Origin of the sequence: Pseudonocardia sp. ICBG1034, assembly GCF_020131375.1 — a bacterium.
Lineage (GTDB): Bacteria > Actinomycetota > Actinomycetes > Mycobacteriales > Pseudonocardiaceae > Pseudonocardia > Pseudonocardia alni.
This window is the reverse complement of record NZ_JAHLEK010000026.1, coordinates 1-12,077: the sequence shown is the minus strand read 5'-3', so window position 1 is coordinate 12,077 and position 12,077 is coordinate 1. Positions and strand designations below refer to the sequence as shown.

The 12,077-nt window shown below is 72.1% G+C and carries 10 protein-coding genes and 1 pseudogene; 10 read left to right on the top strand and 1 reads right to left on the bottom strand.

The window, feature by feature from the left end; all coding sequences use genetic code 11:
* The 3 genes and pseudogenes from KPF22_RS30755 to KPF22_RS30745 all read left to right on the top strand — a co-directional run.
* Positions 1–234 (top strand): hypothetical protein (locus KPF22_RS30755; protein ID WP_224404169.1); only part of this gene is annotated, 234 nt, incomplete at its 5' end.
* A 146-nt stretch (positions 235–380) separates the two neighbouring features.
* Positions 381–608, top strand: coding sequence for a hypothetical protein (locus tag KPF22_RS30750; protein ID WP_068801033.1), 228 nt, complete (start codon positions 381–383; stop codon positions 606–608).
* A gap of 550 nt (positions 609–1,158) precedes the next feature.
* A pseudogene (locus KPF22_RS30745) lies at positions 1,159–4,199 on the top strand (Tn3 family transposase).
* A gap of 200 nt (positions 4,200–4,399) precedes the next feature.
* On the opposite strand, the gene KPF22_RS30740 reads toward KPF22_RS30745, so the two are convergent.
* Positions 4,400–5,020, bottom strand: coding sequence for a TetR/AcrR family transcriptional regulator (locus KPF22_RS30740; protein WP_161152140.1), 621 nt, complete (start codon positions 5,018–5,020; stop codon positions 4,400–4,402).
* A gap of 133 nt (positions 5,021–5,153) precedes the next feature.
* Here KPF22_RS30740 and KPF22_RS30735 point away from each other — a divergent pair, with 133 nt between their 5' ends.
* The 7 genes from KPF22_RS30735 to KPF22_RS30705 all read left to right on the top strand — a co-directional run.
* The gene (locus KPF22_RS30735; protein ID WP_202417230.1) at positions 5,154–6,011 is read left to right on the top strand and encodes a CoA transferase; all 858 of its coding nucleotides are present in this window, start codon (positions 5,154–5,156) and stop codon (positions 6,009–6,011) included.
* On the top strand, positions 6,008–7,531 hold the full coding sequence (locus tag KPF22_RS30730) for a class I adenylate-forming enzyme family protein (RefSeq protein ID WP_161152138.1): 1,524 nt from the start codon (positions 6,008–6,010) through the stop codon (positions 7,529–7,531). The genes KPF22_RS30735 and KPF22_RS30730 overlap by 4 nt, the downstream gene beginning before the upstream one ends.
* Before the next feature lie 42 nt (positions 7,532–7,573).
* A complete protein-coding gene (locus KPF22_RS30725; RefSeq protein ID WP_161152137.1) occupies positions 7,574–8,734 on the top strand; it encodes a thiolase family protein in 1,161 nt (386 codons plus the stop codon).
* 31 nt (positions 8,735–8,765) lie between these two features.
* Entirely contained in the window at positions 8,766–10,124 is a 1,359-nt protein-coding gene (locus tag KPF22_RS30720; protein ID WP_374107549.1) for an AMP-binding protein, read from the top strand.
* Positions 10,016–10,444, top strand: a complete 429-nt coding sequence (locus tag KPF22_RS32565; RefSeq protein WP_374107548.1) for a hypothetical protein — start codon at positions 10,016–10,018, stop codon at positions 10,442–10,444. Before KPF22_RS30720 ends, KPF22_RS32565 begins: the two co-directional genes overlap by 109 nt.
* Positions 10,437–11,225, top strand: coding sequence for an enoyl-CoA hydratase/isomerase family protein (locus KPF22_RS30710; protein WP_161152136.1), 789 nt, complete (start codon positions 10,437–10,439; stop codon positions 11,223–11,225). Before KPF22_RS32565 ends, KPF22_RS30710 begins: the two co-directional genes overlap by 8 nt.
* 89 nt (positions 11,226–11,314) lie before the next feature.
* Positions 11,315–12,077 (top strand): acyl-CoA dehydrogenase family protein (locus tag KPF22_RS30705; RefSeq protein ID WP_224404170.1); only part of this gene is annotated, 763 nt, incomplete at its 3' end.

Sequence of the window (12,077 nt, the reverse complement as noted above, 5' to 3'; positions counted from 1 at the left end):
GACTTCGCCGACGACGACACCTTCACCTTCACGTCCCTACTGGTGAGACGCTCGATCTTGGCGTCCGGGTCGTACTCCACCGACGACGACCAGCTCAGTCTGACCTTCACCGAACCGCCCGAGTACCGGGCCTTCCCCGGAACCGGCCGCTACACCGTCGAGGACAACACCCTCACCCTGTCCGCGCTGCAAACCGGCACCACTGCGATGTGGTGCACCCTGACCCACCGCTGACACAGCCGCCGAGCCCGGACATTCCACACCCCGACGCTCGCCATGCGGCTCGCGATGTCCGGTTCTCCCCGCGTGGTGTACGTGGCCATCACCGACGGATGACGGGAACCAGTGATCGGTTCCCGACAGCCCCGTAGCATCGCCGGATGTCCACCCTGCGACGGCTGATCTTCTTCCCGCCAGAGGTCTCGGCGCTTCAGCGCGGCCTGATCGCCGGCGTGTGCATGCTGGTCGCGATCCTGTGGCCGCAGTTCCTGCTGCCCGCGGGCACCCCGATGCCGGTGGTCGTCGTCGCCACCGCGGCCTCGGTGCTGGTGCTGTTCGCGCTGGCGATCGCGCTGCTGCGCCGCCTCCACCCCCGGGTACGCCGCTGAGCGCACGACGTCCGCTGCTCTACGGTCCGAGCGCATGGACCCCGTCCCCCGGCCGGACCGCGAGTTCCCGGCCGACCCCTACCCCGACGCACGGCCTCCGGTGTCGTTCCTGCACGACATCGGAGGCTCGCCCCCGCTGACCGTCACCCCCCATCGGGGTGGCGCTTCGGTGGCGCTGCCTGGACGAGGTGCTCCGCGACACCGGCGCGGCACCGACGGCCGGGTGGGTCCCGCTGCTGGCTGCCCGGTCCGGTCGTCGTGCTCCGGGTGCGGACCAGAGGCCTGGCCGCGGTGCGGTCGGTCGGCCGGGCGCCGGGTCGTCGACGACCAGCGTCCCGCGACGCGGCTCACCCCCGAGCGCCGCAGGGGGGCAGACCGCCAGGTCCGGGCGGGGGAGTCCTCGGCCCGGGGAAGTTCTGTGGATCGGGTGGGAACGATCTTGGATCCGGTGGGAACCGGTTCACCGGTAACGAGGTCGGACCTGGCAGGGGTCGCCGTAGTACTCGCCGAAGATCGGGCGGATACGGCTGAGTAGCCTCCTGAGCTGCGGATGGTGGTCGCGCGGGGGAGGTCGCGGTTGGCGACGCAGGTGTTCTCGGACGAGGAGCTGGAGCGGCTGCGGGGGTTCCCGGAGATCGGCCGGGAGGAGTTGTTCCGGTTCTTCACGCTGGCGCCGGCGGATGTCGCGTTCGTCGACCCGGGCCGGGGCCGCGGACCGGCGGACCGGTTGGGTCTGTCGGTGGCGTTGTGCACGCTGCCGTGGCTGGGGTTCGTGCCCGACGACGTCGCCGCCGCGCCACCGGTGGCGGTCGCCCGGCTGGCTGACCAGCTCGCCGTCGATCCGGGCGTGCTGCGGCACTACGGCCGGCGGGCGAAGACCCGCACCGAGCATCTACGACTGGTAGCGCAGTACCGCGGCTGGCGGGTGCCGACGTCGCTGGAGTTCAAGGAGTTCGACGAGTTCCTGTTGGCGCGGGCGATGGAGCACGACTCGCCGACGTTGTTGTTCCGGCTGGCGTGTGAGTACTTGATCTCGGTACAGGTGATCCGGCCGGGCCCGGTGACCGTGCTGGAGCGGGTCGCGCACGCCCGCGCAGAGGCCCAGCGAGAGACCTACGACCGGCTCGCGCACGAGTTCACGCCGCAGCGCTGTGCCGGGCTCGACGGGCTGCTGGTGGTCGATCCTGCGGTCGGGATGACCCGGCTGCGATGGCTGAGCACCGCCCCGGTCGAGGCCTCACCAGCCGGGATCAAGGCCGAGGTCACGAAGCTGGAGTTCCTGCGCGGGCTGGGCGCCGACGCCCTGGATCTGTCGGTCCTGCCGGCCGAGCGGCGCCGCTTCCTGGCCACGGTCGGGCGCCGGCTGACCGCCCAAGCCCTCGAGCGGCGGGAGCCGCAGCGCCGCTACCCGATCCTGCTCACGCTGCTGGCCCAGTCCGCAACCGACGTGCTCGACGAGGTAGTGAGCCTGTTCGACCAGGCGGTGTCGGCGCGCGAGGGCAAGGCCGAGCGCACGATGCGCGACGCGCTGGCCGAACGGGGCAAGGCCGGCGAGGACCGCCAGGCGCTGCTCGACGAGCTGCTGGCCGTCATCGCCGACACCACGATTGCCGACGAGGACATCGGCAGCGTGCTCCGGGGTGAACGGATCGGATGGACACGAATCCGGGCGGCGATGGCCCAAGCCGTTCCCCGCCTTCCCCGCGATCACGGCCACCTCGGCGCGCTCGACGTGTCGTCCTACGGGTACTTGCGGCAGTTCACCCCGCAGGTCCTGGCCGCGGTGGAGTTCGCAGGCGGCACCGCGGCGGCCGAGCTGCTCGCGGCGGTGGAGATCCTGCGCGGGCTCAACGCCACCGGCGCCCGCCGGGTCCCGGCCGGTGCCCTGACGGGATTCGTGCCCACGCGCTGGCGCGGCTACCTCGACGCGGCCCACGCATCGGGGAACACCAGCGCCTACCGGCACTTCTGGGAGCTGTGCACCCTGCTCGGGCTCCGCGACGGGCTGCGCACCGGGGACGTGTACGTGCCCGGCTCGCGCCGCTACGCCGACCCCGCCGCCTACCTGCTCACCGCCGATCAGTGGTCGTTGCAGCGCGCGTCGTTCTGCGGGCTCGTCGGCAAGTCCGCCGACCCGGCGGTCGCGCTGGCCGCGGTCGGCGACGAGCTGACCGGCGCGCTCGGCGAGCTCGAGCAGGTCCTGGCCACCGGTGACGGCCCGGTCCGCCTCGACGACGCCGGCGACCTGGTGATCTCCCCGCTGACCGCCGAGGACATCCCCGGCGAGGCGGTCGCGCTCAAGGCCGAGCTCACCGACATGTTGCCGTTCGCGCCGATCGTGTCGCTGCTGATCGAGCTCGACGGGCGGATCGGGTTGTTGGACTGCTTCACCCACGCCGGCGGGAAGCAGACCCGTTCTCCGGAGTTGAAGCGGAACCTGATCGCGGTGCTGCTCAGCCACTCCACCAACCTCGGGCTGACCCGGATGGCCGATGCGTGCGGGATCTCCTACGACATCCTCGCCTGGACCGCCGAGTGGTACGTGCGCGAGGAGACGCTGCGCGCGGCGAACCTCGCGATCATCGACCACCACCAGCGGATGCCCCTGGCCGAGGTGTTCGGCACCGGCACCCTGTCCTCCTCGGACGGGCAACGGTTCCCGGTGCGGGGCAAGACGACGACCGGGCGGGAGATGACCATCCACGGCGGGCAGGTCCTCTCGACCTACACCCACGTCACCGACCAGCACACCACCTACGGCACGAAGATCATCGTCGCGACCAAGCGCGAGGCCCACTACGTGCTCGACGAGATCCTCGGCAACGCCACCGACACCCCGATCACCGAGCACGCCACCGACACCCACGGCGTCACCCTGGTCAACTTCGGCCTGTTCGACCTGCTCGGCCTGCAGCTCTCGCCCCGGATCCGGGACCTGGGCAAGATCACGCTGCACCGGATCGCCGCGAAGGCCCGCGCCGAGACCGACTACCCCCACGTCGGGCCGCTGCTCACCCGGCGGGTGAACGTCGAGCTGATCGCCGAGCACTGGGACGACCTGCTGCGCCTGGCCGGGTCGCTGAAGTTCGGGCACGCCACCGCGTCGCTGATCGTCGGGAACTCTCGGCGTCGTCTCGGCAGAACGCGCTGGCCGCCGCGCTCAAGGAGTACGGGGCGCTGCGGCGCACGATCTACGCCGCCCGCTACCTGTCCGACCCGACCTACCGGCGCAGGATCTCTCGTCAGCTCAACAAGGGCGAGTCGCTGCACGCGCTCAAGCGCGACCTGCTCTACGCCCACGAGGGAACCGTGCGTGCCCGACAGCTGCAGGCCCAGACCGAGCAGGCGTGGTGTCTCACCCTGGTCACCAACGCCGTCGTGGCCTGGACGACCGAGTACTACGGCCTGGCGGTGGAGTCGATGCGCGCGGCGGGCCGGCGCATCGACGATGAGGTGCTCGCGCACATCTCGCCGGCGCACAGCGAGAACATCAACTTCTTCGGCACGATCGACGTCGACATCGATGGCGAGCTGGCCCAGCTCGACCCCACCGGGTACCGGCCGCTGCGCGTGCGCGACACCCTGTTCTGATCGTTCACAAGCCGGGCGCAGCCAGCCGAGCAGCGAGTCCAAAAGTGTGCCGTAAGCCGATCGCTTTGCGGGACGCTCAGTGAACGCTGGCGGTCACGCGGCGGGGTCCTCCTGACCGCCAGAACCAGAGCCAGCCGTGACGGAGTCGCAATGCGACTTGACCGCGGCCGCGCGCCCGGACGTCTCCAGGCGTCGCGGGTTCACTGACCGGGGAACGTGTCGATTCGGTGCTCCAGGCGCACGACAATCAGGGGCGACGGCGCGTCGTCCGAACTCTCGCCGAACTCGTCGATGATCCGGTCGGCGAGCGGCTGCAGGAACACCTGCCCCAGCTGCCTGATCATGATCGTCAGGACCTGCTCGCCGATCGTGCTGCGCTGTGAGGCGAGGCCACGGCGGCGCAGCTCGCCCACCTGGTCCGCGGCCAGCGCGCTGAGCTTGCTGACGAGGTCGCCGCGTTCGCCGTGCGGGTCCAAGACCGCGCGCCGCAGGTAGTCCACGACGGCCGGGCTCTCCGCGAGCATGGCGGCCACGGCACGGTCGCGGGCCGCGGCCACATCCGCACCCGAGCCGTCCGCCGGCGCGGACAGGATCGCGTCGGCGAACCGGTCGACGATGTCGAGCTCGACCGCCTCACGCAGCGCTTCCTTCGTGCCGAAGTGGTGGACGATCAGCCCGACCGTGACCCCCACCCGGGCCGCGACGGCGCGCATCGGCGTGCCCGCCACCCCGCGCTCCGCGAACAGCTCCAGCGCGGCGTGACGGATCCGTGCCCGGGCCGTGAGGTCCTCGGTCCGGCGCGGCCGCGATCGCTCGCTCATGTCGCCAACCGGGCTTGCACCGTCACGGCACGCATAGTACGACCCCGCCCCTTGTGTCGATCACACCGCGAACTATACGCTTCACCTAGGTTACTGTACGTATGTATAGTCATTTTCGAGGATGGGAGACGACGTGGACCGAGGGGCGGCCGCGCCGCTGGACGGCGTGCGCGTGGTGTCGCTGGCGGTGAACGTCCCGGGCCCGGTGGCCGCGGCACGGCTCGCCGACCTCGGCGCCGACGTCGTCAAGGTGGAGCCGCCGGCCGGGGACGCGTTGCAGGTCGCGGCGCCTGGTTGGTACCGCGAGCTGACCGCCCGGCAGCAGGTCGTGCCCCTCGACCTGCGCGACGCGCCCGACCGCGAGCGGCTCGAGCAGCGGCTCGCGACGGCCGACGTCCTGCTCACCGCGATGCGCCCGGCGGCACTGGACCGGCTGGGCCTGCGCGAGAGCGTGAGCCGTCACCGGCTGGTGCACGTCGAGATCGTCGGCTACGACGGCGAGCGCGCCGGCGAGGCCGGGCACGACCTGACCTACCAGGCCGCGCACGGCACGCTGCAGCCGCCGGCAGTCCCAACCGTCCCGGTCGCGGACCTCCTCGGCGGGGAGCGGGCCGCCCTCGCCGCCGTCGCTGGTCTGCGCCTGCGTGATCGCAGCGGTGCCGCGGTGCACCAGCCGGTCGTGCTCGACCGGGTCGCCCGGGACGCGGCCGCCGGCGTGCGGCACGGGCTGACCGGGCCCGGCGACGTGCTCGGCGGGGGGAGCCCCGGGTACGGGATCTACCCGACGACCGACGGATACGTCGCCGTCGGCGCGGTCGAGCCGCACTTCGTCGCGCGGCTGGGTGACGCCGTCGGCCGCACCCGTACCGAGCTCGCCGCGCGGTTCGCCACGGCGGACAGCACGCACTGGCAGGAGCTCGGCAACGAGCTCGACATCCCGATCGTCTCGGTCGGGCCCACCGTCGACGACACCCTCCAGGAGATGCGATGACCACCCTCGCCGGCGTCCTCGCCCGCACCGCCCGCCGCTGTCCCGACCGGGTCGCCGTGCAGTTCGGCGACGTGGCGCTCACCTACGCCGAGCTGGACCGCGCGGTGGACGAGCTGGCGGCCGAGCTGGCCGGGCGTGGTCTCGAGCAGGGCGACCGCATGCTCCTGCTGGCCGGCAACAGCGACGCGTTCGTCGTCGCCGTCTACGCCGGACTCCGCCTGGACGCGATCGTGGTGCCGATCAACCCGCGCTCGGCACCGACGGAGATCGACTACCTGGTCACCGACACCGGGGCCCGGCTCCTGCTGTTCGGGCCCGAGGTCGCCGACGGCGTCCGGGCGTGGCACTCGCTGCCCGACCGGACGGGCGACGCGGAGCCGCTGGCGCTGGGCACCGTCGAGGGATACGAGGACGTCCGCGCGGCCGCCCGGGACCACGCCGCCCGGCCCACCCACGTCGAGGTCTCCGAGGACGACGACGCTCTGATCATCTACACGTCCGGGACCACCGGGCGGCCCAAGGGGGCACTGTTCGACCATCGCCGGGTGCTGTGGGTCGGGATCAACTCCAGCATCGGCATGGGTCTGCGGGACGGGGAGCGGATGCTGCACGTCGCACCGCTGTACCACTCGGCGAGCCTCAACATGCTGCTACTGAACGGGGTGATGCTCGGAGCGACCCACGTGATCCTCCCGGCGTTCGAACCGGCCACGGTGGCCGACACCCTCGCCCGCGAGCGGATCACGTTCTTCTTCGGCGTCCCGACGATGTACACCCACCTGCTGCGGCTGCCGGACCTCGCCGCTCGCGATCTCTCGCGCCTGCGGATCTGCCTCTACGGCGCCGCACCGATGCCCGCCCGCACCGCCGAGGCCCTGGTCGCAGCGCTGCCCGACGCCTGGATCGTGCAGGCGTGCGGCCAGACCGAGGGCGGCCCGGGCGGCATCCTGCTGCACCACGACGACGTCGTCGCGCGCCCGGAGGCCAGCGGTCGGGTCGCGGTGCCCAACACCGAGGTGCGGATCGTCGACCCGAGCGGGAACGACGTCGAGCCGGGCACCGTCGGCGAGATGATCATGCGCGGCGAGTCGATGATGAAGGGCTACTGGCGCAAGCCGGAGGCGACCGCCGAGACCGTGCGCGACGGATGGGTCCACACCGGCGACCTCGCCCGGATCGACGAGGACGGCTACATCACCCTCGTCGACCGCCTGAAGGACCTCATCATCACCGGCGGGGCCAACGTCTACTCCGCGGAGGTGGAGGGTGTCCTCGCCGCACACCCCGCGGTCGGCGACCTGGCCGTCGTCGGGCGCCGGAGCGAGGAGTACGGCGAGATCGCCGTCGCCGTCGTCGACCTCGCCCCGGGCGCCACGCTCACGCTCGACGAGCTGCGCGAGTACGGCCGCACGCATCTCAGCGGCTACAAGCTCCCGCGGGAGCTCACGATCGGCGCCGTGCCGCGCAACCCGTCCGGCAAGATCCTCAAGCACCGGCTCCGGGGGGCCCTGGATGGCTGAGGAACGTGAAGGATTCCCGCACCCGCTGACAGGAGACGCCGCATGACCCGAGAAGCCGTGATCGTCGACGCCGTCCGCACCCCGGTCGGCAAGCGCGGCGGGCAGCTGCGCGACTGGCACCCGGTCGACCTGCTCGCGCACACCCTCACCCACCTCGTCGACCGCACCGGCGTGGCCCCGGACTCGCTGGCCGACGTGATCGTGGGCTGCGCCCTGCAACGCGGCGAGCAGACCGGCAACGTCGCCCGCACCGCGCTGCTCGGCGCCGGGCTGCCGATCGGTCTGCCCGGCACCACCCTGGACCGGCAGTGCGGCTCCGGTCAGCAGTCGGTCCATTTCGCGGCGCAGGGCGTGCGCTCCGGCGAGTACGACGTCGCGATCGGCGCCGGTGTCGAGTCGATGTCGCGGGTCGATCTCGGTCCGCTGTTCGACCCGAGCGGGCCGCGGGGCGAGTGGTACGGCGAGCGGGCGCTCGCCCGGTTCGAGGGCAACCTGCCTGCCCAGGGTCCGTCCGCCGAGCTGGTCGTCGCCAAGTGGGGCTACACCCGCGACCAGCTCGACGACTTCGCCGTCCGCAGCCACCAGCGGGCCGCCGCGGCGACCGACGCCGGGCACTTCGCGGCGCAGCTCGTGCCGCTGGAGGGCGTCGACGGCCCGATGACCCGCGACGAGGGCATCCGCGCCGCGCCCGACCGGCAGCGGATGGCCACGTTGACGCCGGTCTTCGACCCGGCGGGCGCGATCACCGCCGCGAACTCGTCCCAGATCAGCGACGGCGCCGCCGCGCTGCTCGTCGCCGACCGGTCGTACGCGGAGGCGGTGGGCCTGCGGGCGCGGGCGCGGATCGTGTCGATGGCGGTCGCCGCCGACGACCCGGTTCTGCAGTTCACCGCGATCCTCGCCGCCACCCGCGCCGCGCTCGACCGGGCCGGGCTGACGATCGTTGACATCGACCTGGCCGAGGTCAACGAGGCGTTCGCGCCCGTCCCGATGCTCTGGCGCGACGAGTTCGGCTACCCGGACGACCAGCTCAACGTGAACGGCGGCTCGATCGCGATCGGCCACCCGCTCGGCTCGACCGGCGGACGCCTGCTCACCCAGCTCCTCGACGAGCTGGAGCGTCGCGAGGCCCGCTACGGCCTACTCACCGTCTGCGAAGCCGCCGGCATGGCCAACGCCACCGTCATCGAACGCCTCCCCTGACCCCACCCGCGCACCGACGAAGGAGTCCCTCGTGCCGGCACCCACCCGCACCGTCGTGACCGGATACCCGTCCACGATGGGCGACGACGTCCAGCTCAACACCACCACCCTGATCCGGCACGCCGCCCGGACCCACGGCGACCGCGAGATCGTCTACCGGCTCCCGGACGGCGGCTGGGGCCGCTACACCTACGCCGACGCCTACGACCGCATCGTGCGCGGGGCGAACGCCCTGGCCGGCCTCGGCGCCGGCCCGGCCACCCGGGTCGGCATCCTCGACTGGAACAGCCGCCGTCACTACGAGCTCTACTGGGCGATCCCCGGTCTCGGGTCGGTGATGGTGCAGCTCAACCTGCGCCTGGGGCCCGAGGACCTCTCCTTCGTCGTCGCCGACAGCGGGACCTCGATCGTCTGCGTGGACGAGACGCTGCTGCCGGTCGCCGAGGCCGTGGCCCCGATGCTGCCCGACGTCACCGCGTGGGTCGTGCTGACGGACAAGCCGCTCGACCAGATCAGCACGACGCTGCCGAACGTGCACCACTACGAGGACCTCGTCGCTGCCGCGGCGCCCCGGATCGACTGGCCGGAGATCGACGAACGCTCCGCCTACGGCGCCTGCTACACGACCGGCACCACCGGCCGGCCGAAGGGCGTCTACTACTCGCACCGCGCGATCTGCCTGCACTCCTTCTCGCTCGCCACGAACATCGGCATGACCCTCGACGACTGCACGATGCTGATCACGCCGATGTTCCACGGACAGGCCTGGGGCCTGCCGCAGGCGGCCACCCTGACCGCCAACAAGATCGTCTTGCCGGGCCGGTACACGGCCGAGGACACCAGGCCGCTCACCGACGCGCTGATCGCCGAGGACGTGACCGTCACCAACGGTGCTCCCGCGATCTTCGGGCCGATGCTGGACTACATCCGCTCGCTCGAGGACAAGCCCGACCTGGGACGGCTGCGGATGATGTCGGGCGCGACCGAGCCGCCGCTGTCGTTGATGCGCGGCTTCGCCGAGCTGACCGGCGCGGAGATCGTGCACGCCTACGGCGCGACCGAGACCACGCCGCTGGTCACCATGAACCGGTACAAGCCGGGCGTGCGTGCCCGGCTGTCCGGTGACGACCTGCTCGAGCTCAAGCGCAAGCAGGGGCTCCCCGCCACCCTGGTCGACGTCCGGCTCGTCGACGCGGCCGGCGAGGACGTCCCGCACGACGGCGTCGCCCAGGGCGAGATCTGTGTGCGCGGCCCGTGTGGATCACCACGCGCTATCACAACATGGCCGATGCCGACGACCGTTTCACGGGCGGCTGGTGGCGCAGCGGCGACGTCGGCACGATCGACCCGGACGGCTACCTCAAGGTCACCGACCGGCTCAAGGACGTGATCAAGAGCGGCGGCGAGTGGATCTCCTCCATCGACATGGAGAACCTGCTGGCCGGCCACCCCGCCGTCGCCCAGGCGGCGGTCGTCGGGCTGCCGCACCCCAAGTGGCAGGAGCGGCCGTTCGTGCTCATCGTCCCGACCCCCGGGCACGAGGTGACGCTCGCGGACCTGCATGCGCACCTGTCGTCGGCGTTCGCGTCCTGGCAGCTGCCGGAGTCCTTCATCACGGTCAGCGAGATCCCCCGCACCAGCGTCGGCAAGTGCGACAAGAAGACCATCCGCACGACGTGGGCCGGTCACTACGGCGGTACCGATGACTGAGCAGCCCACCGAGACCCTGGTCTCCGCCGAGCGGCACGGCCCGGTCGCACTGCTCACGCTGGAGCACGTCGGGTCCTACAACGCGCTCGGCCGCGACCTGGTCGCCGAGCTGACCGGCCGGCTCACCGACGCGGCCGCCGACCCGGATGTGCGCGTCGTGGTCGTCACCGGCGCCGGCCCGGCGTTCTGCGCCGGCGCCGACATCGCCGAGGTCCCGGCCATGATCGGCGCCGCGCCGACCGACGAGCTGCCGTTCGACCGGCTCTTCGACGTCCTCACCGACTACCCGACACCGACGGTCGCGGCCGTGCGCGGCATCGCGTACGGCGGCGGGTGCGAGCTGGCGTTGGCCTGCGACATCGCGATCGCCGGCCATTCGGCCCGGTTCGCCGTCCCCGAGGTCAAGCTCGGGGTCATTCCCGGGGCCGGTGGCACGCAGCGGCTCGTGCACGCCGTCGGCAAGGCCAAGGCGATGCGCATGCTGCTGTCCGGCGACGCGGTCGACGCCGCATGGGCCTGCGACGCCGGGCTGGTCGCCGACGTGGTCGACGATGACGAGGTCGTCCCGGCCGCGATCGGGCTGGCCCGCCGCATCGCCGGGAACGCGCCGCGCGCCGTGGCACTCGCCGCGGACGCCGCCCGCCGAGCCCACGACCAGCCGCTGCGGGAAGGGCTGGCGACCGAACGCCACAACTTCCTGCGCGCGCTCGGCACCGACGACGCCCGCGAGGGGCTGTCCGCCTTCACCGCGGGCCGCACACCAGCCTTCACCGGCCGATGAGAGGGAGCATCCGATGATTCTCGACGACTACCGCGCCCCCCTGGGCCACCCAGGAGCTCGACGACCTCCGCGGGCTCGCCCGCACCTTCATCGCGAAGGAGGTCGTGCCGAACCAGGAGCGCTGGGCGGCGGCGCACATGGTCGACCGCGAGTTCTGGCGGGCCGCCGGCCGGGCCGGGCTGCTCTGCATCAGCATCCCCGAGGAGTACGGCGGCGGCGGCGCGACGTTCGCCCATGAGGCCGTCATCGCCGAGGAGCAGGCCCGCGTCGGTGACGACGCCTGGGCCAACATGGTCCACAGCACGATCGTCGCGCACTACATCAACGCGTTCGGTACCGAGGAGCAGAAGCAGCGCTGGCTGCCCGGCATGGCCTCCGGTGACCTCGTCGGCGCGATCGCCATGACCGAACCCGGAACCGGCTCGGACCTCCAAAGCGTCCGCACCCGCGCCCGCCGCGACGGCGACCACTATGTGATCGACGGTGCCAAGACGTTCATCTCCAACGGCACCCACTGCGACCTGCTGGTCGTCGTCGCCCGCACCGGGGACGACGAGGGCGGCAAGGGGCTGTCCCTCATCGTCGCCGAGACCGAGGGCCTGGAGGGCTTCGAGCGCGGCCGCGTGCTGGACAAGATCGGCCAGCACGGCCAGGACACCCGGGAGCTGTTCTTCTCCGGCATGCGGGTCCCGGCGGGCAACCTGCTCGGCACCCAGGGACGCGGCTTCGCACAGCTGATGCAGCAACTGCCGCAGGAACGACTGATCATCGCGGTGGCCGGCGCCGCGGCCGCCACCGCGGCAGTCCGCGAGACGATCGCCTACGTGAAGGAGCGGGGGCGTTCGGTCAGAA